Source organism: Kitasatospora sp. NPDC088548, assembly GCF_044753005.1.
Taxonomy (GTDB): domain Bacteria; phylum Actinomycetota; class Actinomycetes; order Streptomycetales; family Streptomycetaceae; genus Kitasatospora.
In genome coordinates, this window is sequence record NZ_JBIVMI010000011.1 from 195,554 (window position 1) to 217,943 (window position 22,390).

General features: G+C 73.4%; 26 protein-coding genes. 15 read left to right on the forward strand and 11 right to left on the reverse strand.

Features of this window, described 5'->3' with window-relative positions; all coding sequences use genetic code 11:
• The first annotated feature begins 8 nt into the window (after positions 1-8).
• The 4 genes from ACIP82_RS16895 to ACIP82_RS16910 are packed head-to-tail and all read left to right on the forward strand — an operon-like array spanning position 9 to position 1,894.
• Positions 9-200: a hypothetical protein gene (locus ACIP82_RS16895; RefSeq protein ID WP_196951007.1), complete on the forward strand. Its 192-nt coding sequence runs from the start codon at positions 9-11 to the stop codon at positions 198-200.
• On the forward strand, positions 200-547 hold the full coding sequence (locus ACIP82_RS16900; RefSeq protein WP_363607949.1) for a hypothetical protein: 348 nt from the start codon (positions 200-202) through the stop codon (positions 545-547). Before ACIP82_RS16895 ends, ACIP82_RS16900 begins: the two co-directional genes overlap by 1 nt.
• The gene (locus ACIP82_RS16905; RefSeq protein WP_400654009.1) at positions 544-1,224 is read left to right on the forward strand and encodes a DUF6286 domain-containing protein; all 681 of its coding nucleotides are present in this window, start codon (positions 544-546) and stop codon (positions 1,222-1,224) included. Before ACIP82_RS16900 ends, ACIP82_RS16905 begins: the two co-directional genes overlap by 4 nt.
• 31 nt (positions 1,225-1,255) lie before the next feature.
• Positions 1,256-1,894 carry an alkaline shock response membrane anchor protein AmaP gene (locus ACIP82_RS16910; protein WP_363607947.1) on the forward strand — a complete coding sequence of 213 codons (639 nt, stop codon included), beginning with the start codon at positions 1,256-1,258 and terminating at the stop codon, positions 1,892-1,894.
• 39 nt (positions 1,895-1,933) lie between these two features.
• On the opposite strand, the gene ACIP82_RS16915 is transcribed toward ACIP82_RS16910, so the two are convergent.
• Positions 1,934-2,704 carry an SDR family oxidoreductase gene (locus tag ACIP82_RS16915; protein WP_363607946.1) on the reverse strand — a complete coding sequence of 257 codons (771 nt, stop codon included), beginning with the start codon at positions 2,702-2,704 and terminating at the stop codon, positions 1,934-1,936.
• A 169-nt stretch (positions 2,705-2,873) separates the two neighbouring features.
• Here ACIP82_RS16915 and ACIP82_RS16920 point away from each other — a divergent pair, with 169 nt between their 5' ends.
• Both ACIP82_RS16920 and trxA read left to right on the forward strand, forming a co-directional pair.
• On the forward strand, positions 2,874-3,296 hold the full coding sequence (locus ACIP82_RS16920; RefSeq protein ID WP_363607945.1) for a MerR family transcriptional regulator: 423 nt from the start codon (positions 2,874-2,876) through the stop codon (positions 3,294-3,296).
• 3 nt (positions 3,297-3,299) lie between these two features.
• Positions 3,300-3,632: a thioredoxin gene (trxA, locus tag ACIP82_RS16925; RefSeq protein WP_363607944.1), complete on the forward strand. Its 333-nt coding sequence runs from the start codon at positions 3,300-3,302 to the stop codon at positions 3,630-3,632.
• Between the two features lie 26 nt (positions 3,633-3,658).
• Here trxA and ACIP82_RS16930 read toward each other — a convergent pair whose 3' ends face one another.
• Entirely contained in the window at positions 3,659-4,459 is an 801-nt protein-coding gene (locus ACIP82_RS16930) for an SURF1 family protein (RefSeq protein ID WP_400654012.1), read from the reverse strand.
• Between the two features lie 31 nt (positions 4,460-4,490).
• Positions 4,491-5,486: a DEDDh family exonuclease gene (locus ACIP82_RS16935; protein ID WP_363607942.1), complete on the reverse strand. Its 996-nt coding sequence runs from the start codon at positions 5,484-5,486 to the stop codon at positions 4,491-4,493.
• 157 nt (positions 5,487-5,643) lie between these two features.
• On the opposite strand from ACIP82_RS16935, the gene ACIP82_RS16940 reads away from it, so the two are divergent.
• From ACIP82_RS16940 to moaA, 4 genes are all read left to right on the forward strand, one after another.
• Positions 5,644-6,687, forward strand: a complete 1,044-nt coding sequence (locus tag ACIP82_RS16940; RefSeq protein ID WP_363607941.1) for a zinc-dependent alcohol dehydrogenase family protein — start codon at positions 5,644-5,646, stop codon at positions 6,685-6,687.
• 238 nt (positions 6,688-6,925) lie between these two features.
• Positions 6,926-7,282, forward strand: coding sequence for a DUF485 domain-containing protein (locus ACIP82_RS16945; RefSeq protein ID WP_400654014.1), 357 nt, complete (start codon positions 6,926-6,928; stop codon positions 7,280-7,282).
• The gene (locus tag ACIP82_RS16950; RefSeq protein ID WP_363607939.1) at positions 7,279-8,889 is read left to right on the forward strand and encodes a cation acetate symporter; all 1,611 of its coding nucleotides are present in this window, start codon (positions 7,279-7,281) and stop codon (positions 8,887-8,889) included. Before ACIP82_RS16945 ends, ACIP82_RS16950 begins: the two co-directional genes overlap by 4 nt.
• Before the next feature lie 78 nt (positions 8,890-8,967).
• A complete protein-coding gene (gene moaA / locus ACIP82_RS16955; protein ID WP_363607938.1) occupies positions 8,968-9,957 on the forward strand; it encodes a GTP 3',8-cyclase MoaA in 990 nt (329 codons plus the stop codon).
• 17 nt (positions 9,958-9,974) lie between these two features.
• Here the strand turns inward: moaA and ACIP82_RS16960 are convergent, their stop codons facing one another.
• The 6 genes from ACIP82_RS16960 to ACIP82_RS16985 all read right to left on the reverse strand — a co-directional run bounded on the left by ACIP82_RS16960 (position 9,975) and on the right by ACIP82_RS16985 (position 15,866).
• Positions 9,975-10,235 (reverse strand): hypothetical protein, encoded by a 261-nt coding sequence (locus ACIP82_RS16960; RefSeq protein ID WP_363607937.1) that lies wholly within the window; start codon positions 10,233-10,235, stop codon positions 9,975-9,977.
• A 308-nt stretch (positions 10,236-10,543) separates the two neighbouring features.
• Entirely contained in the window at positions 10,544-10,927 is a 384-nt protein-coding gene (locus ACIP82_RS16965; protein ID WP_363607936.1) for a DUF3099 domain-containing protein, read from the reverse strand.
• 3 nt (positions 10,928-10,930) lie between these two features.
• Complete coding sequence (locus ACIP82_RS16970) at positions 10,931-11,578, reverse strand: RNA 2'-phosphotransferase (protein WP_363607935.1); 648 nt, start codon at positions 11,576-11,578, stop codon at positions 10,931-10,933.
• Positions 11,579-11,609: 31 nt separating this feature from the next.
• On the reverse strand, positions 11,610-13,007 hold the full coding sequence (locus ACIP82_RS16975) for a metallopeptidase TldD-related protein (protein ID WP_363607934.1): 1,398 nt from the start codon (positions 13,005-13,007) through the stop codon (positions 11,610-11,612).
• Positions 13,007-14,569 (reverse strand): TldD/PmbA family protein, encoded by a 1,563-nt coding sequence (locus ACIP82_RS16980; RefSeq protein WP_400654018.1) that lies wholly within the window; start codon positions 14,567-14,569, stop codon positions 13,007-13,009. The genes ACIP82_RS16975 and ACIP82_RS16980 overlap by 1 nt, the downstream gene beginning before the upstream one ends.
• A 151-nt stretch (positions 14,570-14,720) precedes the next feature.
• Positions 14,721-15,866 carry an MBL fold metallo-hydrolase gene (locus ACIP82_RS16985; RefSeq protein ID WP_363607932.1) on the reverse strand — a complete coding sequence of 382 codons (1,146 nt, stop codon included), beginning with the start codon at positions 15,864-15,866 and terminating at the stop codon, positions 14,721-14,723.
• A 383-nt stretch (positions 15,867-16,249) separates the two neighbouring features.
• Here ACIP82_RS16985 and fabG point away from each other — a divergent pair, with 383 nt between their 5' ends.
• Complete coding sequence (gene fabG / locus ACIP82_RS16990) at positions 16,250-16,969, forward strand: 3-oxoacyl-[acyl-carrier-protein] reductase (RefSeq protein ID WP_363607931.1); 720 nt, start codon at positions 16,250-16,252, stop codon at positions 16,967-16,969.
• Between the two features lie 2 nt (positions 16,970-16,971).
• On the forward strand, positions 16,972-17,739 hold the full coding sequence (gene fabI / locus ACIP82_RS16995) for an enoyl-ACP reductase FabI (RefSeq protein ID WP_363607930.1): 768 nt from the start codon (positions 16,972-16,974) through the stop codon (positions 17,737-17,739).
• A gap of 169 nt (positions 17,740-17,908) precedes the next feature.
• Here fabI and ACIP82_RS17000 read toward each other — a convergent pair whose 3' ends face one another.
• Positions 17,909-18,583 carry a FadR/GntR family transcriptional regulator gene (locus ACIP82_RS17000; RefSeq protein WP_363607929.1) on the reverse strand — a complete coding sequence of 225 codons (675 nt, stop codon included), beginning with the start codon at positions 18,581-18,583 and terminating at the stop codon, positions 17,909-17,911.
• Positions 18,584-18,714: 131 nt separating this feature from the next.
• On the opposite strand from ACIP82_RS17000, the gene ACIP82_RS17005 reads away from it, so the two are divergent.
• The 3 genes from ACIP82_RS17005 to ACIP82_RS17015 all read left to right on the forward strand — a co-directional run bounded on the left by ACIP82_RS17005 (position 18,715) and on the right by ACIP82_RS17015 (position 20,872).
• Positions 18,715-20,001, forward strand: coding sequence for an MFS transporter (locus ACIP82_RS17005; protein WP_400654021.1), 1,287 nt, complete (start codon positions 18,715-18,717; stop codon positions 19,999-20,001).
• Positions 20,002-20,056: 55 nt separating this feature from the next.
• Entirely contained in the window at positions 20,057-20,179 is a 123-nt protein-coding gene (locus ACIP82_RS17010) for an SGM_5486 family transporter-associated protein (protein ID WP_363607927.1), read from the forward strand.
• A 165-nt stretch (positions 20,180-20,344) separates the two neighbouring features.
• A complete protein-coding gene (locus ACIP82_RS17015; protein ID WP_363607926.1) occupies positions 20,345-20,872 on the forward strand; it encodes a histidine phosphatase family protein in 528 nt (175 codons plus the stop codon).
• A 77-nt stretch (positions 20,873-20,949) separates the two neighbouring features.
• Here the strand turns inward: ACIP82_RS17015 and serB are convergent, their stop codons facing one another.
• Entirely contained in the window at positions 20,950-22,212 is a 1,263-nt protein-coding gene (gene serB / locus ACIP82_RS17020) for a phosphoserine phosphatase SerB (protein ID WP_363607925.1), read from the reverse strand.
• Positions 22,213-22,390: the final 178 nt, after the last annotated feature.

Here is a 22,390-nt window from a genome sequence, read left to right on the forward strand (position 1 = left end):
AGGAGCGGATGAACCTGGCCATCGTCGGCCTGGTGGTGGGTATGGCCCTGGGCTTCGCCGGATATTTCGGCGGGTTCGCGGCCTTCCTGCTGGTGGCCGCGCTCGGGCTGGTCGGCTTCGTGGTCGGGCGACTGCTGGAGGGCGACATAGAGCTCGGTGACCTGGGCGACCTGCTGCGCGGCCGCGACCGGCGCCGCTGATGGCGGCCCTCGCCACCACCTCCCCCCGTGACCCCGGCGCCCGGGGCCGGCTGCGGGTCGCCGACCGCGTCTACGCCCGGATCGCCGCCCGGGCCGCTCGCGAGGCGCTCACCGAGGCGTGGCACGGCCGGGCGGAGCGGGGCAGGCCGCCCAGGGTGTCCGTCTCCACGCCGGGCAGCACCGTCACCGTCCGGGTCGCCGTCGAACTGCCCTTCCCCGCCGACCTGGCGGCGCTCGCCCGGGCCGTGCGCGAGCGGATCGCCGCGCAGGTCGGCGGGCTGACCGGGACCAGGGTGGCCGGGGTGGTGGTGGTCGTCGAGCGGCTGGTGACCGGGGGCCGCGCATGACCGAGCAGACGCCCGGGACACCGTCGGAGGGGGCGGCCGAGCCGGGCCCGCCCACCGAGCCGCCCACCGAGCCGCCCACCGAGCCGCCCACCGAGCCGCCCACCGGGGCGCCGAGCGAGCCACGGACCGTCGCGGCCCGGGTGCCCCGGCCGCGGTCCGCGCGGACGGCCGCCGCCGTGCTGGTCGCCACCGGTGTCCTGGTGATCGCCGGGGCGCTGCTCTACGACGTGGTCGCCGTCCGCACCGGGCACCCCGTCCTCCGGTGGCGCGCCGAGACCGCCGACGAGCTGGCCACCCGGCACCTGGACGACCTCTGGGTGCTGATCGGTGCCGGAGCCGCCGCCCTGCTCGGCGGTCGGCTGCTCTGGCTCGCCTTCGCGCCCGGCCTGCGCCGCTGGCTCGCACTGCGGCCGCACGGTGAGACCGCCGCCGCCATCGACCGCGCCGGGGTGGGCCATCTGCTGGCCGACCGCGCCGCCGGGCTGCCGGGCGTCGAGCACATCGTGATCCGGATCAACCGCCGCCGGGTCCGGGTCACCCTGGTGGGTCCCGCCGATCCGGCCTTCGTCCAGGCCCGGCTGCGGGAGGAGCTGGCGCGGGTGACCCTGGCCCGGCCGCTGCGGCTCGACGTCCGGGCGGACCGTCCGGGGTCCGGAACGCGCGGAGCGGGCGGATGAGCGGCGTACGGGCGGAGAGAGGAGCCGACGGATGAGCCGGTCCACCGTGAACCGGGTGCTGCTGGGAGTGGCCGGGGTGGTGCTGCTGGCGGTCGGGGTGCTGGTGCTGGCCGGCGGGCTCGACCTGTACGGGCGGCTCGGGGTGGATCCGCCGTCGTGGTGGCCGCTCACCTCGCCGGACCAGCCGGTGGTCAGCGTCCGCACCCGGACCCGCTGGGTGGACGCCTCCTGGTGGTGGCCCGCCGTGATCGGCGGACTGACCGTCCTGGTGGCCGGCATGATCTGGTGGCTCTTCGCCCAGCTGCGGCGCAGCGGCCCGGCGAGCATCGACGTCCCCACGCCCGGCGCGCCCGGGCTGCGGCTGCGGCTGCGGACCCACGCGCTGGAGGACGCGCTGGAGACGGGCACGGTGGTGCTCCCCGAGGTCGAGCGGGCAGGCGTCCGGCTGGTGCGTGCGCCGGGTGGGCCGCGGCTGCGCGGCGCCGTCCGGCTGACCCCGGGCGGGGACCCGGCGGCGCTGGTCGAGCACTTCGACACCGGTCCGCGCGCCGACGCCGCGGCCAGCCTCGGGCTGACCGCGCTGCGGGCCGACCTCCGTGTCCGGGTGCTGCGGGCGAAGCACACCGAGCCGCGCCGCCGAGGCCGGCGCAGACAGCCGCGGGTCCGGTGACCGGAGGGGGTGGCGTGGGCCGCCCCCCTTTCGGTCACGTCAGAGGCCGCGCAGGGCGCCGCCGTCGACCGGGACCATGACGCCGGTCAGGTAGGACGCGGCGGGGGAGAGCAGGAAGGCGGCGACCTTGCCGAACTCCTCCGGGGTGCCGTACCGGCCGAGCGGGATGGCGGCGCTGTGGTGGGTGCGGGCGGCCTCGGGGTCGCCGCCGAGGGCGTCGAGTTCGCGGACCCGGTCGGTGTCGATCCGGGCCGGGAGCAGGCCGACCACCCGGATGCCGCGCGGCCCCAGCTCGTCGGCGAGCGACTTGGCGGCCATCGCCAGGCCGGGGCGCAGGCCGTTGGAGATGCCGAGGCCGGGGATGGGCTGGCGGACCGAGCTGGAGAGCACGAAGCCGATCACACCGCCCGCGCCGAGTGCGTCGGCCGCCGCCCGGGCGATCCGCAGGGCGCCGAGGAAGAGCGACTCGAAGGCGTCGCGCCAGGCCTCCTCGGCGGCGGTGGAGACCGGGCCGGCCTGCGGGCCGCCGACGCTGATCAGTACGCCGTCCAGCCGGCCGAAGTGCTCGGCGGCCTCCGTCACCAGCCGGGCGGCGGTGGCCGGGTCGGCGTTGTCGGCCACCAGGCCGTGTGCGGCCCCCCGGCCGCCGAGCGCGTCCAGTTCGGCGACTGCCGCCGCCACCGACTCCTTGCCCCGGCCGCTGACCAGCACCCGGGCACCGTCGGCGGCCAGCTCCCGGGCGGCCGCGAGGCCGAGGCCCCGGGTGGCGCCGGTGACCACGTACACCCTGTCCTTCAGTCCAAGATCCATGCCCCCATCCTGCCGGGTGGCGGCAGCGGGCGGGTAGGGGCCCGCCGGGCCGGGGTTCCGGGGGAGTGCCCCGGGGGCTGGCCTTGACGTCGGCGTCAAGGTCTACCGTCGTTCACGGCGGCGTCCGGACGGCGGCGTTCGGACGGCGGCCGGAAGGAGCGGTGCGGTCATGCGGATCGGCGAGCTGGCGAGGCGGGCGGGGACGACCACCCGGGCCCTGCGGTACTACGAGCAGCTCGGGCTGTTGCCCGCCCGGCGGGCCGGCAACGGCTACCGCGCCTACGGCGAGGACGATCTGCGGCTGCTCCGGCAGATCCGCACCCTCCAGGACTTCGGCTTCGGGCTGGAGGAGACCCGGCCGTTCGTGGAGTGCCTGCAGGCCGGTCACCCGGAGGGGGACTCCTGCCCGGCCTCGCTGGAGGTCTACCGGCGCAAGCTGGCCGAGCTGGACGAGTGCATCGCCCGGCTCCAGGAGGTCCGTGCGCAGGTGGCCGAGCAGTTCTCCCGGGCGGAGCTCGCCCGGGACGAGCTGGCGGCCGGGGCCGGGCAGGCGCCGCTCTGCGAGTTGGCGACCGATTGGAAGGAGACGTAGACGATGGTGCAGATCACAGGGGTGCCGGCGGTCACGGACGAGACGTTCGCGGCCGAGGTGCTGGCGGCCGAGGGGCCGGTGCTGGTGGACTTCACGGCGGACTGGTGCCCGCCGTGCCGGATGATGGCGCCGGTGCTGGCCGACCTGGCCCGCGAGGAGGGGCACCGGATGACCGTGGTCCAGCTGGACGTGGACAGCAATCCGCAGACGCAGGCGGCGTACGGGGTGCTGTCGATGCCGACGCTGATGGTGTTCCGGGACGGGCAGCCGGTGAAGTCCGTGGTCGGTGCCCGGGCCAAGACCCGGCTGCTGCGGGAGCTGGACGACGTGCTCTGAGCGGGCTCCGGCGGGGCCGCCGGAGGTCAGGCCGGTACGGCCACCGGCGGCACCTCGGCCTCGGCGGCCTCCTTGGCGCGATCCCTGGCCTCGCGGCGGACGATCACCCAGAGGCCGACCGGGATCATCGCGGTGAACAGCCACCACTGGATCGCGTACGCCATGTGCGGGCCGATGTCGGAGTGGTTGGGCTCGGGCAGCAGCTGGGGCTGGTCGCCGGGGGCCGGGGCGGTGTCGGTGAGCTCCAGGTAACCGCCGAGGAGGGTGGCACCGGTCTCCTTGGCCTGCTGCTCGGTGCTGATCAGGTTGAACTGCCGGTCGGGCAGGCCGGCCCGGTCGCGGATACCGCTGCCGGCCGCGGTCTCGTCGGCACGCAGCCGGCCGGTGAGGGCGACCTCGCCGGCCGGCGCGGCCGGCACCGGCGGGTAGGCGGTGGCGGAGTCGCCGGACGGCACCCAGCCGCGGTTGACCAGGACGGTGCCCTTGCCGTCGGCGAGCGCCAGCGGGGTGATCACGAAGTAACCGATCTTGTCCCCGCTGGAGTCGGTCCGCTTGCGGACCACGAACTCGTGCGCCGGGTCGTACTGCCCGGTGGCCGTCACCGCGCGCCACGTCAGGTCCTTGGGCACCGTGAAACCGGGCGTCGCCGACAGGGTGTCGAACGGGACCGGCCGGTCGGTGAGGGCCTGGGTGATCAGCTCGTTGCGGTCCACCCGCGCCTCGTGGCGGTGCAGCTGCCAGAACCCCAGCCTGATCGTGGTGGGGATCAGGAGCAGGGCGATCAGCAAGGTGATCAGCCAGCGCCGGGAGAGCAGAAAACGGTACACACGGGCACGGTACGCCCACCTCACGGCGCGATCACGCACCGGGGTGCGGAGCGACCTCGCGCAGCAACTGGAGGAAGGCGTCCTCGGTGACCACCGGGGTGCCGACCTCGCGGGCCCTGCGGGCCTTGCCGCTCCAGCTGCCGGGCTCGTTGGTGACCAGCAGGCTGGTGAGCCGGCTCACCGAGGTGGCGATGTGCAGGCCGGCCTCCACCGCGCGGTCCTCCAGCAGCTCGCGGTCGGTGGCGGTGTCGCCGGTGATCGCCACCCGCATGCCCTGCACCAGCGGCTTGCCGTCCTCCCAGCGCCCCGGGTTGGGGTACGGGCACGGCGGGCGCTTCCTGGCCTGGCGGTACGAGGAGCCGGTCCAGGAGGCGCGGCCGGGCGCCGCGGGCTCGTCCTCGCCGAGGTCGGTGACGGCCACGCAGGCCTGCAGCGGCAGCGGGACGCCCCCCTGGCGGGCCAGGTGCAGGCTGGGGCGGAAGGCCTCGGCGAGCACCCGGGCGTCGTCCAGGGCGTTGTGCGCCTGGCGCTGCTGGACACCGAAGTAGGCGGCGAGCGAGGACAGTTTGCCGTTGGGCAGCGGGAGCCGCAGGTCGCGGGAGAGGACCATGGTGCAGAGCCGCTGGTCCACCGGGGCGTGCAGGCCGGCCCGGGAGAACTCGCGGGAGATCATGTTCCAGTCGAAGAGCGCGTTGTGGGCGACCAGCACCCGGCCGCGCAGCCGCTCGGCGAGTGCCCCGGCGATCTGCGGGAAGGTCGGGGCGTCCGCGAGCAGCTCGTCGGTCAGGCCGTGGATCCAGACCGGTCCCGGGTCCCGCTCGGGGTTGACCAGGGTGTACCAGTGGTCGGTGACCTCGCCGTCGGGGTCCAGCTGGTAGACGCCCGCCGAGATGACACGGTCCGAGCGGCCGAGGCCGGTGGTCTCGACGTCGACCACCGCGAAGCCCTCGGTGGGGGCGGCGGAGCGCTGGGCGGGGACGGGGACGGTCCGCGGCGCGCCGTACGTCTCGGGCTGGATCGCATGCATGGTCAAACAGAATAAGCGCCGTCCGGGCCGGGGCCGGTCGAAATGAGGTGGCGGACGGGCCGGAATAGAGTGGTCGACGTATTCGTCGTACATCCGGTCGAATATCTCCCGGTCGTTCGCCACCCCCGGCGACGGCCTCTGCGAAGGACGAACCCTCATGCGCGCCACCGTGATCCACGGCCCCAACGACATCCGGATCGAGGACGTACCGGACCCGGTGATCCAGCAGCCCACCGATGTCGTCCTCCGGGTGGTGAACGCCTGCATCTGCGGCAGCGACCTGTGGGCGTACCGGGGTGTGGCCGCGCGGACGGCCGGGCAGCGGATCGGGCACGAGTTCCTCGGCGTGGTCGAGGACGCCGGGTCCGAGGTGCGCGGCTTCAGGCCGGGCGACCTCGTGGTGGCCCCGTTCGTCTGGTCGGACGGCACCTGCGAGTTCTGCCGCGAGGGTCTGCAGACCTCCTGTCCGCACGGCGGCTTCTGGGGCCAGGTCGGCTCGGACGGCGGTCAGGGCGAGGCGGTGCGCGTCCCGTACGCCGACGGCACGCTGGTGGGGCTGCCCAGGGAGGCGGCGGCGGACGAGAAGCTGCTGCCCAACCTGCTCGCCCTCTCCGACGTGATGGCCACCGGGCACCACGCGGCGGTCTCGGCCAGGGTGCGGCCGGGGTCCACCGTCGCGGTGGTCGGCGACGGTGCGGTGGGCCTGTGCGGCGTGCTGGCCGCGCGCCGGCTCGGTGCGGGCCGGATCATCGCGCTCGGCCGGCACACCGCCCGGACCGACCTGGCCCGCCGTTTCGGCGCGACCGATGTGGTGGCCGAGCGCGGCGAGGCGGGGATCGAGGCGGTCAAGGAGCTGACCGGCGGCCAGGGCGCGCACGCCGTGCTGGAGGCCGTCGGCACCGAGGAGTCGATGCGCACCGCGGTCTCGATCGCCCGGGACGGCGGCGCGGTCGGCTACGTCGGTGTGCCGCACGGCGGCAGCGCGGGCGTGGACATCGGTCAGATGTTCGGCCGAAACGTTTCGCTCAACGGCGGTGTCGCCCCCGCCCGCGCCTACATCCCCGAGCTGCTGCCCGACGTTCTCTCCGGCGCCATCGAGCCAGGGCTGGTCTTCGACCGCACGGTGGACCTGGACGGCGTCCCGGACGGCTACCGGGCGATGGACGACCGCTCCGCCCTCAAGGTGCGGATCGCCTTCTGATCCGGCGTCACCAGGGGCGGCACCGCAGGCCGGTGCCGCCCTTTCGCATGCCCGGAAGTGATGGTTTTCGGCCAATTGGGCAGCACGAGGGGGTGAATGGTCGGCTGAACACGGTCAAACCCTTCCGGGGCGGGTGCGACCCTCCTAGCATTGCGCGGCGCGCAGCCGGACTGTGACTCCGCTCACGTCCGCTCGTTCCACCTGTGCGACCGCCACGCCGAAGGAGTGAGGAGTCAGAGTGGAATCGCCGTCGATCACCACTGTCCCTACGGAAGTCCAACTCATCGATGAGAGCAGGGAGTTCCGTGCCCTGCGGCACTCGTTCCGGAGCTTCGCGTTCCCCGTCACCATCGGATTCGTCCTCTGGTACCTGCTCTACATCCTGCTCTCCAGCTACGCGCCCGGCCTGATGGGCACCAGGGTCGTCGGGCACATCAACGTCGCCCTGGTGCTGGGGCTGCTGCAGTTCGTCACCACCTTCGCCATCGCGGCCTGGTACGCGCGCTACGCGGACCGGCGGCTCGACCCGCCCGCCGCCGCGATCCGCGAAGCCCAGGGCGCCGTGGTCCACGCCCCCCGGGAGGCCGCCGAATGACCCTGCTCGCCAGCTCCGCCACCGAGCACCGCGGCCTGACGATGACCCTCTTCGGGTTCTTCGTGCTGGCCACCCTCGGCATCACCGTCTGGGCCGGGCGGCAGACCAAGGACGCCGCCGACTTCTACGCCGGCGGCCGCGGCTTCACCGGCTTCCAGAACGGCTTGGCCATCTCCGGCGACTACATGTCCGCCGCGTCCTTCCTCGGCATCGCCGGCGCCATCGCGCTCTCCGGTTACGACGGCTTCCTCTACTCGATCGGCTTCCTGGTCGCCTGGCTGGTCGCCCTGCTGCTGGTCGCCGAACCGCTGCGCAACTCCGGCCGCTTCACCATGGCCGACGTACTCGCCTTCCGGATGCGGCAGCGGCCGGTCCGCACCGCCGCCGGGGTCTCCACCATCGTGGTGTCGATCTTCTACCTGCTGGCCCAGATGGTCGGCGCGGGGACGCTGGTGGCGCTGCTGCTCGGCGTCAGCGGGGACGGCGCCAAGCGCCTGACCGTCGTCGCCGTCGGCGCACTGATGGTGATCTACGTGGTGATAGGGGGGATGAAGGGCACCACCTGGGTGCAGATCGTCAAGGCCGTGCTGCTGATCGCGGGCACCGCGCTGATGACCGTGCTGGTCCTCGCCAAGTACCACTTCAACCCCTCCGCGCTGCTGGGCGCCGCCGCCGACGCCAGCGGCAAGGGCGCCGCCTTCCTCGAACCGGGGCTGAAGTACGGCGCCACCGGTACCAGCAAGCTCGACTTCATCAGCCTGGGGATCGCCCTGGTGCTCGGTACCGCCGGACTCCCGCACATCCTGGTCCGCTTCTACACGGTGCCCACCGCCAAGGCGGCCCGGAAGTCGGTGCTCTGGGCGATCGGCATCATCGGCGCCTTCTACCTGATGACCCTGGCGCTCGGCTTCGGCGCGGCCGCGCTGGTCGGCCACAAGGCGATCGAGGACACCAAGTCCTCCGGCAACACCGCCGCCCCGCTGCTCGCCGAGCAACTCGGCGGCGGTGCGGGCTCCACCGGCGGGGCGATCCTGCTGGCGGTGATCTCCGCCGTCGCGTTCGCCACCATCCTCGCGGTGGTCGCCGGACTCACCCTGGCCTCCTCGGCTTCCTTCGCGCACGACCTGTACGCCAACGTCATCCGGCGCGGCCGGGCCAGCGAGAAGGAGGAGGTGCGCTCGGCCAAATGGGCCGCCGTCGCGATCGGCGCGGTCGCGATCGTGCTCAGTCTCTTCGCGGGCAAGCTCAACACCGCCGCGCTGGTCGCCCTGGCGTTCGCGGTGGCCGCCTCGGCCAACCTGCCCACCCTGCTCTACTCGCTGTTCTGGAAGCGGTTCACCACCACCGGCGCGGTCAGCTCGGTCTACGCCGGGCTGGTCACCTCGGTGGTGCTGGTGCTCTTCTCGCCGGTCGTCTCCGGCGCCAAGACCTCGCTCTTCCCGAACCACGACTTCCACTGGTTCCCGCTGGAGAACCCCGGCCTGGTCTCCATCCCGGTCGGCTTCCTGGCGGGCTGGGTCGCCACCCTCCTCTCGAAGGAACGCGCCGATCCGGCGAAGTACGCTGAACTGGAGGTTCGGTCGCTGACCGGACTGGGCGCCCACTGACAGCCGGGCGATGACTAGGCTGGCCCGGCCCCGCCGTGACGGTGGCCGGGCCGGCCGCATTCTCCGGAAGGGACCGCCGTGCTGCTCGACACCTTCGGCCGCCGCGCCGTCGACCTGAGGGTCTCCCTCACCGACCGGTGCAATCTGCGCTGCACCTACTGCATGCCCGAGGAGGGCCTGCAGTGGCTGGCCAAGCCCGACCTGCTCACCGACGAGGAGATCGTCCGGCTGATCGCCCTCGCCGTCCGTGACCTCGGCGTCCGGGAGGTCCGCTTCACCGGTGGCGAGCCGCTGCTGCGGCCCGGACTGGTCGCCGTCGTGGCCGCCTGCGCCGAGCTCGAACCGCGCCCCGAACTCTCCCTCACCACCAACGGGATAGGCCTCGCCCGGACCGCCGAGGCGCTGCGCACCGCCGGGCTGGACCGGGTCAACGTCTCGCTCGACACCCTCGACCCGGACACCTTCCACACCCTCACCCGCCGCCACCGGCACCAGGACGTCCTGGACGGGCTGGCCGCCGCCGAGACCGCCGGGCTGGCGCCGGTCAAGCTGAACGCCGTCCTGATGCGCGGGGTCAACGACCACGAGGCGCCGGAGCTGCTCGCCTGGTGCCTGGAGCGCGGGTACGAGCTGCGGTTCATCGAGCAGATGCCGCTGGACGCGCAGCACGGCTGGGACCGCACGTCGATGGTCACCGCCGAGGAGATCCTGGAGCGGCTCGCCGCCCGCTTCGCGCTCACCCCCGAGCCCTCGGTCCGGCGGGGCGCGGCACCCGCCGAGCGCTGGCTGGTGGACGGCGGCCCCGGCCGGGTGGGCGTGATCGCCTCCGTCACCCGCCCGTTCTGCCGCGCCTGCGACCGGACCAGGCTGACCGCCGACGGACAGGTGCGCAACTGCCTGTTCGCGACCGGGGAGACGGATCTGCGGACCGCCCTGCGCTCGGGCGCCGACGACGCCGAGATCGGGGCGCTGTGGCGCGCGGCGATGTGGGGCAAGAAGGCCGGTGCCGGGATCGACAACCCCGAGTTCCTCCAGCCCGATCGGCCGATGTCGGCGATCGGCGGGTAGGGCGTGGCCCAGGGCGCCTACGGAAGGGGCCGGGCCTGCTCGTCCCCGGTGTTCCCGGTGCTCTCGGGGGTCCAGTCGGCGAAGGCGACGACCTCCTTGAGGAAGCCGCGCACACCGAGGAACTGGGACAGGTGCTCGCGGTGCTCCTCGCAGGCCAGCCAGGTCTTGCGGCGGTCCGGGGTGTGCAGCTTGGGGTTGTTCCAGACCAGCACCCAGCGGGCGTCCGCCCGGCAGCCCTTGGCGGAGCAGACCGGCGTCTGCGTCTGCGGGGAGTCCATCGGGGCCGTCCTCAGCGGTAGGCGGGTCGTCTGTACCGCCAGTCTGTCACGCGCCCGGCACGCCCCCGTTCGCGGCCCGAGGCCGCCCGTACGCCACGCGGGGCGCCACCCGGATCCGGGCATGGCGACGCCGGGCAGCCACGGGGGGAGCCGCCCGGCGTCGGTCCGTCGCTCCGACGGGGGATGCGGAGCGCGTACGCAGTATGTCACGGTAGGGGTGGCTTAAGGGGAGGTCTTGCATGATTAATCTGAGCTTCTTTTGAGCTTTCCTCTAAGGCAATTGCTGGATACCAGAGCAAAACGGGCAGTCAGCTCAAGTCCTGTGAAGAATCGGTGGGATCGCCCTTCGCACCGGGCGTACCATGCGTCGCACCCGCCCCACCCTGACCGCCGGGACCGAGCATCAGCGGGGTGCCGGCCGGCACGTCGAAGGTGCTCGGCAGTCCAGGCGCCTTCTCCCGGCCCGCGTTGGCGATCAGCACCGCGAAGTACGGCAGCAGGACCGCGCCGGCCAGCGCGACGAACGCCAGCACCCGCTGGACGTCCCACAGGACCACCGCCAGCAGCACGCAGACGGTGCGCAGCAGCATCGAGGCCACATAGCGCCGCTGCCGCCCGCGGACGTCCTCGGTGAGGCTGCTGCGCGCACCCGTGATCCGGTAGACCTCTCCATCGCCGGCGCTCTTGCCCATGTCCTACCGTCCTCGTCCAGGCACCCGCGCGTCTCGCCGCGCGGCCTCCTCACGGTACGCCGCGCCGGGGCCGCCGACGAGGCCGGGGCGGAGGGGCGCGTCCTGGCGGAGCCGGCCGAGGTACTCGGGCGGTACCGCGGCGGTGAGCCAGACGCCGTTGGCGCTGACCCGGAACTCGTGGCCGGCCGCCGCCATCGCCGCCGCGTCCACGGTCAGGACCACCGGGCGGCCGTGCCGGGCGCCGACCCTGGTGGCCGTTTCGGTGTCCGCCGAGAGGTGGACGTCCTGCCGGGCCATCGGGCGCAGGCCCTCGTGGAATATCGGGTCGAGGCTCCGGGTGGCGGTGCCGTGGTACAGCACCGCCGGCGGCTCGGTGGCGGTCAGACCGAGGTCGACCGCCACCGTGTGCCCCTGACTGGCGCGGATCGAGAGACCGTCCTCGGAGTAGGCGAACCGGCGCTTGTTGTTGGTCTCCACCACGTGGTCCAGCTCGGCCCTGGTCAGCCGGTTCCCCTTCGCCGCCAGCGCGGCGAGCAGGACGTCCACCCGGACCCAGCCGGCCGCGTCCAGGGTGATCCCGACCCGGCCGGGGTCGTGCCGCAGGATCCGCGACAGCATCTTGCTGGTCCTGACCGTGCGCTTCTCGTCCACTCTCTCGATCCTTCCCCCGTGGTCAGGCGCCCTAGGACGCCTGGCTGACCGAACTCATGTTGAAATCCGGGACCCGCACCGGCGGCATCGCGGCCCGGGTGAACCAGTCGCTCCACTCCCGCGGCAGGCAGCGCTCGGTGCGGCCCACCTCGGTGATCCGGCCGAGCAGGTCGACCGGCGACTCGTTGAACCGGAAGTTGTTCACCGCGCCGACGACCTCGCCGTTCTCCACCAGGTACACGCCGTCCCGGGTGAGGCCGGTGAGCAGCAGCGTCGCCGGATCCACCTCGCGGATGTACCAGAGACAGGTGAGCAGCAGGCCGCGCTCGGTGCGGGCGATCATCTCGTCCAGGGTCGGCGCGGACGCCTGGTCGGCGGTCTCCAGGACGAGGTTGTCCCCGGCCGGCCGCAGCGCCAGGCCGGTCAGCGCGGCGGAGTGCCGGGTGGTGACCAGATCGGTCAGCACGCCCTCGCGGATCCACTCGGTGGCGGTGAGCTCCAGGCCGTTGTCGAAGACCGAGGAGTCCCCGCCGCTGGAGTGCGCCAGCACGAACGGCGCCGTCTCCAGGCCCGGTTCGGCCGGGTCGGAGCGCAGCGTCAGCGGCAGGCCGGCGAGCTTGTCGCCGATCCGGGTGCCCCCGCCGGGCCGGGAGAAGACCGTCCGGCCCTCGGCCGCGTCCCGGCCGCCGGAGGACCAGCTCATGTACACCAGCAGGTCGGCCACCGCCGAGGGCGGCAGCAGGGTCTCGTACCGGCCGGCCGGCAGGTCGATCCTCCGGGCTCCCCAGGCGAGCCGCCTGGTCAGCTGGGCGTGCAGTTCGGTGACGTCGACGTCGGTGAAGTCCCGGGTGCCGGCGCCCGCCCAGGCCGAGCCGGAGAGGTCGGCGGTCTTGGCGTTCAGCTCGACCATGCCGGTGGGCTGGTCGTGGCGCAGCCGCAGGCCGGTGGAGGTGCCCAGGTAGCTGGAGACCATCTCGTGCCGGGCGAAGCCGTACAGCAGCTCGCCCTGGGCGGCGGCCCGGGCGAAGGCCTCGCCGAGGGCGGGCGCGAAGGCCGCGAACACCTCGATCGAGGTCTCGGCGGGCGGTTCGGTGAAGCCGGGCGAGGACGGCCGGTCGGCCACCAGGGGCTGGGCGTCCTCGGCCGGGCCGGCCGCGCGGGCGGCCTCCTCGGCGGCCCGGACCAGGCTCTCCACCTCGTCCGGCGCGACGGCCTCGCGGGAGACCACGCCGGAGGCGGTGCCCTCGGCGCCGGCCACCGTGGCGATCACGGTGAGCCGGCGGCCCCGGGTGACGCCGTTGGTGGTCAGCGCGTTGCCGGCCCAGCGGAGGTTGGCGGTGGACTCCTCGTCGGCGATCACCACGCAGCCGTCGGCGAGGGAGAGGCCGAGCGCCAGCTCGACGAGTTCGTGGGGTTGCGTCGCGGTCATCAGTGACCCGCCTCCTGCTGGGTGTTGAGCACGTTGACGTTGCGGAACAGCGCCGAGGGGCAGCCGTGGCTGACCGCCGCGATCTGGCCGGGCTGCGCCTTGCCGCAGTTGAAGGCGCCGCCGAGCACGTAAGTCTGCGGGCCGCCGACGGCCGCCATCGAGCCCCAGAAGTCGGTGGTGGTGGCCTGGTAGGCGAAGTCCTTGACCTGGCCGGCGAGTTCGCCGTCCCTGATGGCGTACGCGCGCTGGCCGGTGAACTGGAAGTTGTACCTCTGCATGTCGATCGACCAGGAACGGTCGCCGACGATGTACAGGCCGTTCTCCACGCCCGCGAACAGCCCCTGGGTGTCGGGGCCGTCGGCGGCCGGCTGGAGCGAGACGTTGGCCATCCGCTGGACCGGCACATGGGCGGGGGAGTCGGCGAAGGCGCAGCCGTTGGAGCGCTCGAAGCCCTTCAGTCTGGCCATGCTCCGGTCGAGCTGGTAGCCGACCAGGATGCCGTCCCGGACCAGGTCCCAGGACTGGGTGGCGACGCCCTCGTCGTCGTAGCCGATGGTGGAGAGGCCGTGTTCGGCGGTCCGGTCGCCGGTGACGTGCATCAGTTCGGAGCCGTACCGGAGCGACCCCAGCCGGTCGAAGGTGGCGAAGGAGGTGCCGGCGTAGGCGGCCTCGTAGCCCAGCGCGCGGTCCAGTTCGGTGGCGTGGCCGATCGACTCGTGGATGGTCAGCCAGAGGTTGGACGGGTCGACGACCAGGTCGTAGCGGCCGGCTTCGACGCTCGGCGCCTTCATCTTCTCGGCCAGCAGGACGGGCAGTTCGGCCAGCTCGGCGTTCCAGTCCCAGCCGGTGCCCGTCAGGTACTCCCAGCCGCGCCCGGCCGGCGGGGCCAGGGTGCGCATCGAGTCGAAGGCCCCGGTGCGCTCGTCGACCGAGGTGGCCTGGACCGTGGGGTGCAACCGGATCCGCTGCTGGGTGGTGACGGTGCCGGCGGTGTCCGCGTAGAACTTGTTCTCCTGGACCGTCAGCAGCGTGGCCTGGACGTGCGAGACGCCCTCGGCGGCGAGCAGCCGGGAGCTCCAGTCGGCGAGCAGGGCCGTCTTCTCGGCGTCCGGCACCTCGAAGGGGTTCACCTCGTAGGAGGAGACCCAGGTGACGTCCGGGTGGACCGGTTCGTCCGCCAGCTCGACGAGCTCCTTCGAGCCTGCCGCGCGGCCGATCCCGCCGGAGAGCCGGGCCACCGCGACGGCCTGCTCGGCGACCCCGGCCGCCGCGGCGGGGGTGAGGTCCACCCCGGCGGCGAAGCCCCAGGCGCCGTCCAGAAGCACCCGGACGGCGAAGCCCAGCTGGACGCTGTCGGAGGTGCCGGCCGGGCGGGCGTCGCGCAGCCGCCAGGAGGCGCTGCGGACCCGCTCCAGACGGAAGTCGGCGTGGGCGGCGCCGAGTTCACGGGCCCGGGTGAGCGCCGCGTCGGCGAGGGTGCGCAGCGGGTAGGCGAGGAACAGCGCGTCGACGGCGCGCCCGTGCGGGGCGCCGGCGCTGCTGGTCGGGGGCTTCGGAGTCAATCGGGCTCCCTGGTCGGGGGGATGGCGGTGCGGGCACCCCGCACAGGGATGCCCGCACCGAATCATTTCCCGTCCATGGGGTTTCGGCCAGCTCATTTTCCCGGTGACACGCGCCGGTCGCGGGCGCCGCGGGGACCTTCCGGGCCGTGCGTCAGGAGACGCTCTCCCACCAGCCGTCCAGCTCCGGCGGGCAGTCGACATCCACCCGCTCGCCGGGGCGCGGCACCGCCAGCGGGACGGCCTGCGCCTTGGCCTCGACGAGCAGCCGCTCGACCGGCTCGGCCCACGGGTGCAGGCCCAGGTTGAAGGTGCACCAGTGGACCGGCACCAGCAGGCCCGCGTCGAGGTCGCGGTGGGCACGGACGGCGTCCTCGGGCGTCATGTGGATGTCGGCCCAGGCCGCGTCGTACGCGCCGATCTGCACCAGGGCGGCGTCGAACGGGCCGTGCTGGTCGCCGATTTTCGCGTAGCCCTCGAAGTAGCCGGAGTCCCCGGTGTAGAAGACCTTGCGGGTGGGCCCGGCGATCACCCAGGAACCCCAGAGGGTGGTGTTGCGGGTGAGGCCGCGGCCGGAGAAGTGGTGGGCGGAGGTCAGGGTGAGCACCAGTTCGCCGAGGGTGCAGGTCTCGTCCCAGTCCAGTTCGATGATCCGGTGCTCCGGGACGCCCCAGCGGCGCAGGTGGCCGCCGATGCCCAGCGGGACCGCGAACGGCGCGGACTGGCTGCGGACGAGACGCTTGACCGTCGCCATGTCCAGGTGGTCGTAGTGGTCGTGGGAGATCAGCACCGCGTCGACCCGCGGCAGTTCCTCCAGCTCCACCGGCACCGGGTGCAGCCGCTTGGGGCCGATGTGCGCGGCGGGGGAGCAGCGGTCGCTCCAGACCGGGTCGAGCAGGACCCGGGAGCCCTCGATCTCCACCAGGGCGGAGGCGTGTCCGTACCAGGTGATCTCCACGCCCTCGGCGGCCGGGCGCGACCCGTCGGCCGGGCGGACGGTCGGGACCGGGTTGGCGGGTACCCGGCCCTCGCGCTGGAACAGCATCCGGCGCGCGGTGTCCCGGTCGAAGTCGGGGGCGGACCCGGCCCGGGCCAGCGTGGAGGGCGCGTTGTGGAAGACCCCGTCGCGGTACTGCGGCGAGTCGCGCACCCGCTCCTCGCGGTCGCCGTCCGGTCGCCGCCCGAACGCCGCCGGCAGGTCGCGCAGCGACCAGGCGGCCGCTCCCGCGCCGGCCGCCAGGACGGCCAGTGCCAGCAGTCGTCCGCGCCGGCGGGTGGTACCGGGCTGTGCCTCGCTCATCCGTGCTCTGCCTTCGTTCGTCGCCGGGGCGCCGGGCCCCGCACGGCGGGGCCCGTCCAGAAGTCGGTACGGCCGGCCCCGGGTTGTCCCGCACCACCGGGGCAACGGGCGTGCCCGCCCGTGTTGTTCCCGGCCGTCCCTGTTGTTCCCGTTCCGCGGATCAGGACAGCGGATACGACAGCGGACACGACAACGGCGGGACCACGGCAGCACAACGACCTGGAGGCGGCCGGCCGCCGCCTCGGACGCGGATTGTCGGATTGCGACAGTTCCGCCGGTAAGGCGCTGTGGGAGACCGATTCGTCGCCGCCCCGGGCCGACCGATACCGTCACACTGCGTGCGCGTTTCGCCGTACGCGGATCCAACGGAGAGAGGTGGATCGTTGAGCCGCTCGGTTCTCGTCACCGGAGGAAACCGGGGCATCGGCCTCGCGATCGCCCTGGCCTTCGCCGAGGCGGGCGACAAGGTCGCCATCACCAGCCGCTCGGGTGAGGTACCCGAGGCGCTGGAGAAGTACGAGGTCCTCGCGGTGCGCTGCGACATCACCGACGCCGCGCAGGTCGATGCGGCGTTCACCGAGGTCGAGGCCAAGCACGGCGCGGTCGAGGTGCTGGTCGCGAACGCGGGCATCACCCACGACACCCTGCTGCTGCGCATGTCCGAGGAGGACTTCACCTCCGTCCTGGACACCAACCTGACCGGCACGTTCCGGGTGGTCAAGCGCGCCTCCAAGCTGATGATGCGGGCGCGCAAGGGCCGTGTTGTCCTGATCTCCTCGGTGGTCGGCCTCTCCGGCTCGCCGGGTCAGGCCAACTACGCCGCCTCCAAGGCCGGCCTGGTCGGGTTCGCCCGGTCGCTGGCGCGCGAGCTCGGCCCGCGCAACATCACCGTCAACGTGGTCGCCCCCGGCTTCGTGGACACCGACATGACCGCGGTGCTCAGCGACGAGCGCCGTGCGGAGATCGTCTCGGGCGTGCCGCTGGGCCGCTACGCGGCGCCCGCCGAGGTCGCCTCCACCGTGCGGTTCCTCGGTTCGGACGAGGCCGCGTACATCACCGGAGCCGTCATTCCCGTCGACGGCGGATTGGGCATGGGTCACTGATCATGAGTGGAATCCTTGAGGGCAAGCGGATCCTGATCACCGGTGTGCTGATGGAGTCCTCCATCGCCTTCCACACCGCGAAGCTCGCCCAGGAGCAGGGCGCCGAGATCATCCTCACCGCGTTCCCGCGGCCGAGCCTGACCGAGCGCATCGCCAAGAAGCTGCCGAAGCCGGTCAAGGTGCTGGAGCTGGACGTCTCCAGCGAGGAGCAGCTGGCGGGCATCGCCGACCAGGTCCGCGAGCACCTGCCGAGCCTGGACGGCATCGTCCACTCGATCGGCTTCGCCCCGCAGGACGCCCTGGGCGGCAACTTCCTGAACACCCCGTGGGAGTCCGTGGCGACCGCCATGCACGTCTCGGCGTTCTCGCTGAAGTCGCTCACCACGGCGCTGCTGCCGCTGATGCAGGACGGCGGCTCGGTGGTCGGCCTGACCTTCGACGCCCAGTTCGCCTGGCCGAAGTACGACTGGATGGGCCCGGCCAAGGCCGCGCTGGAGGCCACCTCCCGCTACATGGCCCGTGACCTCGGCTCCCGCAACATCCGGGTGAACCTGGTCTCGGCCGGCCCGATCGGCTCGATGGCCGCCAAGTCCATCCCGGGCTTCGGCGACCTGGCCGCCACCTGGGACAGCCGTTCCCCGCTGAAGTGGGACCTGACCGACCCGGAGCCGGCCGGCCGCGGCGTCGTGGCCCTGCTCTCCGACTGGTTCCCCAAGACCACCGGCGAGATCGTCCACGTGGACGGCGGCCTGCACGCGATCGGCGCCTGACGGCGGCGGCGCACCCGGTCCCACACCCGACCCGCCCGGTATCCCTCGCAAGGGGTACCGGGCGGGTCGCGTTCTTCGCCGCTTCGGGCGGCAGGGCCGGGGCCCGCTCTCACCAGGGGCTGTCCGGCCCGGGGTTGCCGGGCGCGGGAACCCGGGAGCCGGGACCGGGTCAGGCCTCGGCCGGGGTGCAGGCGCCGATGGCGCGGCCGGCCTCGTCCGAGGCGCGGTGGGGGTCGCCGGCCCGGATGGCGTCCACGATCCGGTCGTGGCCGAGGTAGCGCTCGGCGATCAGCTCGGGGCCGACGTCGTGGCGCAGATGGGCCCGGGTGACCTCGCCGAGGTCGGCGTAGACGGCGGCGAGCACGTCGTTGTGGGCGGCGGCGACGACGGCCTGGTGGAAGGCGGCGTCGGCCTGGACGAAGTCCTCGGCGTCGCCGGAGCGCCAGGCGTCCTCACGGCGGGCCAGGGTGGCCTCCAGCAGGCCGAGGTCGCGCTCGGTGCGGCGGGTGGCGGCCAGCCCGGCCGCCGAGGCCTCCAGGGTGACCCGCAGCTCGGCGACCTGGGCCAGGTCGGCGTCGGCGAAGCGGCGGTGCATCACGCCGGCCAGCTCGCTGGTGGCCAGGACGTAGGTGCCGGAGCCCTGGCGGATGTCCAGCAGGCCGTTGTGGGCGAGGGCGCGGACGGCCTCGCGGACGGTGTTGCGGGCCACTCCGAGCTGCTCGACCAGCGCGGCCTCGGTCGGGATGCGCGAGCCGACGGGCCATTCGCCCGAGGTGATCTGGGCGCGCAGCTGCGAGATCACCTGATCGGACAGCGGGGTGCGTCTCGGCGAGGACAGCGCCACGGGGGACTCCTTGCGGATTCGGGATCGGCGGGGGCCGGCGGCAGACGGGTGGGCCGGACCGACGGGTGGGTCGGGACATCATGCCAATTCGAGGATGCGCTAATTCATCCCATCATTCTATGATGGCTCCCATGCCTCCCGCAGCAGACACCACCGCCTCCTCCCGAACCGAGGCCCGGCCGCAGACCGAGCGGCCCCCCGCCACCCGTGGCACGCGCGTCGGCTGGTTGTTCGCCGTCGCGATCGCCGTCGCCGCCTTCAACCTCCGCCCCGTGGTCACCAGCCTCGGGCCGCTGCTCGACCAGGTCCGTGCCGACCTCGGGATGAACCCGACGCTGGCCGGCCTGCTCACCGCCGTCCCCTCGCTCTGCTTCGCCCTGTTCGGCTTCGCCGCGCCGGGCATGGCCCGCAAGGCCGGGCCGATCGCGGTGATCACCGCCGGCATGGGCGCGATCACCGCGGGCGTGCTGGCCCGCTCGTTCGCCGGCGGCACGGCGGTCTTCCTGCTGCTGACCGCGCTGGCGCTGGCCGGTGTGGCGGTCTCCAACGTGCTGATCCCCGTGGTGATCAAGCGGTACTTCCCGGAGAAGGTCGGCCCGATGATCGGCCTCTACTCCATGTCGCTGTCGGCCGGCACCGCGCTGGCCGCCGCCGTCACCGTGCCGCTGACCAGCTCGCTCGGCGGCGACTGGCGGGTGGGCCTGGGCGTCTGGGCCGCGCTCGGCGCGCTCGCCCTGCTGCTCTGGCTGCCCGTCATGCTGTCCCGGCGCGAGCGCGGCGACAGGGCCGGCGGCACGACCACCGTCCGGCTGCCGATCACCCGCAGCCGGACCGCCTGGGCGATGGCCTGCTTCTTCGGCCTCCAGGCCACCGGCGCCTACGTGGTGATGGGCTGGCTCCCGAAGATCTTCCAGGACTCCGGCGTCTCCGAGAGCGCCTCCGGGGTGCTGCTGGCGATCACCATGGCGATCGGCGTGCCGGTCTCCTTCGTGCTGCCCAACCTCGCCGCCCGCCGGGGCGACCAGCGGCTGTTCGTCGTGGTGCTCGCCGCCTGCGGCATCGCCGGGTACACCGGCCTGGCGCTGGCCCCCGCCTCCGCCTCCTGGGCCTGGGCGGTCCTGGTCGGCCTCTCCAACTGCGCGTTCCCGCTGGTGCTGACCATGATCGGGCTGCGCGCCCGGACGGCCGGCGGGGTGGCCCAGCTCTCCGCCTTCGCCCAGGGCGTCGGCTACCTGATCTCCATCCCCGGCCCGATCCTGATCGGCCGGCTCTACCAGGCCACCGGCGAGTGGTACCTGCCGCTGGGCTTCCTGGCCCTGCTGCTGGTGCCGCAGATGCTGTTCGGCCTGCGGGCCGCGATGGCCCGGCACATCGAGGACGAGGCGGTCCACCCGGCCGCGGTCCCGGTCAAGAACTGACCAACACCGATGGGTCGGTGACCGACGGGCATGACCGGGGTGGGAGAATCCGGTCATGCCCGTACTTGATCCCAACCCCACCGACGGCCACAAGAAGCTCGGCCAGATCGCCGCGGCGATCGTCGGCATCGTGGTCCTGCTGGTGATCGTCGCCAGCGTCGCCCAGAGCCTGGGCTGACCGGGCGCGCCGTACCCGGGACGCCCCTCGGCGCCCCGGCCGTCCGGCGCCCGTCCGGCGGACGAACCCCGGCGAACGGCGCATCATGACACCCTGCACCCCTCAGGGTGGCGCCATCGGGCAGCACCGCGCCCCGCAGCGGCTTTTCTGCCAAGCTTGCTGGGTATGAGCGCCGACACGCCCCGCAGGATCATCGTTCTCCGCCATGCCAAGGCCGACTGGCCCAACGGCGTCGACGACCACGAGCGGCCGCTGGCCGACCGGGGCCGCCACCAGGCCCCGGATTCCGGCCGCTGGCTCGCCGACTCCGGCATCAACCCCGACTACGTGCTCTGCTCCACCGCTCTGCGCGCCCGCGAGACCTGGAAGCTCGCCGCGCACGAACTGCCCAAGCGGTCGCGCAAGACGGTGTACGAGGAGCGGGTGTACGAGGCCAGCCCCGGCGAGATCATCACCGTCATCCAGGAGACCCCGGAGGAGTACGCCGACCTGGTCCTGGTCGGCCACAACCCCGGAGTGCTCGGGCTGACCCAGGTGCTGGCCGGGGACGAGGGCGACCGGGAGGCGCTGGAACGGCTGCGGCTCGGCGGCTTCCCGACCGCCGCCATCGCGGTGCTCAGCTTCAGCGGTTCGTGGAAGGGCGTCGAGCCGGGCGTGGCCGCGCTGGTCTCCTACTTCACGCCGCAGGACTGACCTCGGGGGAGAGGGGCCCGAGGAGTGCTCCTCGGGCCCCTCTCGTCCGTCCCGGGGCCCGCCCGGCCGGCCGCGCGCTACTCGGTCGGCGTACCGTCCAGCGCGTCGGCCGCCTCGACCTCCTCGCGGGTGATGCCCAGCAGGTACAGCACGGTGTCCAGGAACGGCACGTTCACCGCGGTGTCCGCGGCCTCGCGCACCACCGGCTTGGCGTTGAACGCCACCCCGAGCCCGGCCGCGTTCAGCATGTCCAGGTCGTTGGCGCCGTCGCCGATCGCCACCGTCTGCTCCAGCGGCACCTTCGCCTGCTCGGCGAAGCGGGCCAGCCAGCGGGCCTTGCCGGCCCGGTCCACGATCTCGCCGACCACCCGGCCGGTGAACCTGCCGTCCACCACCTCCAGGGTGTTGGCCGCCGCGAAGTCCAGCCCCAGCTGCTCCACCAGGTGGTCGGTGACCTGGGTGAACCCGCCGGAGACCACCGCGACCTGGAAACCGAGCCGCTGCAGTGTGCGGATCAGGGTGCGCGCGCCCGGCGTGAACCGGACCTCCGCGCGCACCTTCTCGGTCACGCCGGCGTCCAGCCCGGCCAGCAGCGCCACCCGGGCGCGCAGCGACTCGGCGAAGTCCAGCTCGCCGCGCATCGCCGCCGCCGTCACCTCGGCGACCTTCTCCTCGCAGCCCGCGTGGGCCGCGAACAGCTCGATCACCTCGTCCTGGATCAGCGTGGAGTCGACGTCCATCACCACCAGCCGCTTGGCCCGGCGCTCCAGGCCGGCCCTGACCACCGCGATGTCCACCCGCTGGGTGGCCGCCTCCTGGGCCAGCTCGGCGCGCAGTTCGTCGGTGGCGACACCGGAGACGGCCAGCTCGACGGCGGTCACCGGGTACTTGGCGAGCCGGAAGACACGGTCGATGTTGCCGCCGGAGGCGGTGATCCGGGAGGTCAGCGCGGAGACCGCGGCGGCGGTCAGCGGGTGGCCCAGCACGGTCACGTGCGAACGGCCCTCACGGCGCGGCCGGTTGTCGCCGATGCCGGAGATGATCTCGGCCTGGAGCTTCTGCTCCTCCGCCCAGCGGTGCACGGTGGCCCGCAGGCTGCCCTCGGCGCCGGGCGCGCCGCCGGCCGGGGGGGTCACCAGGGCACAGAGCGTTATCCGGCCCCGGGTCACCACCTGCTCGATGTCGATCACCTCGACGCCGAACCCGGCGAGGGTGGTGAAGAGGCCGGCGGTGATGCCGGGACGGTCCTTGCCGAACACCTTGACGAGCAGGGTGCGCTCGTCCTCGGTCCGGGGCTGCGGGGCGGGAAGCGGCTCAGCGGCCAAGGGCGATGCGTTCATGGTGCCCCCCACGCTACCCGCCGCCCGCCGCCGCCACGGCACCCGTCCACCTCGCGGACGGACGTATCGGAGGTGTGCGTACGACCCGGGTGACGGATGGGTGACGGAGAGGTGACGCGGGGGTGTGGTACGGGTCCGTCGGCGAATCGTTTCCGCCTGGTCACAGTCGTCAGGGGCG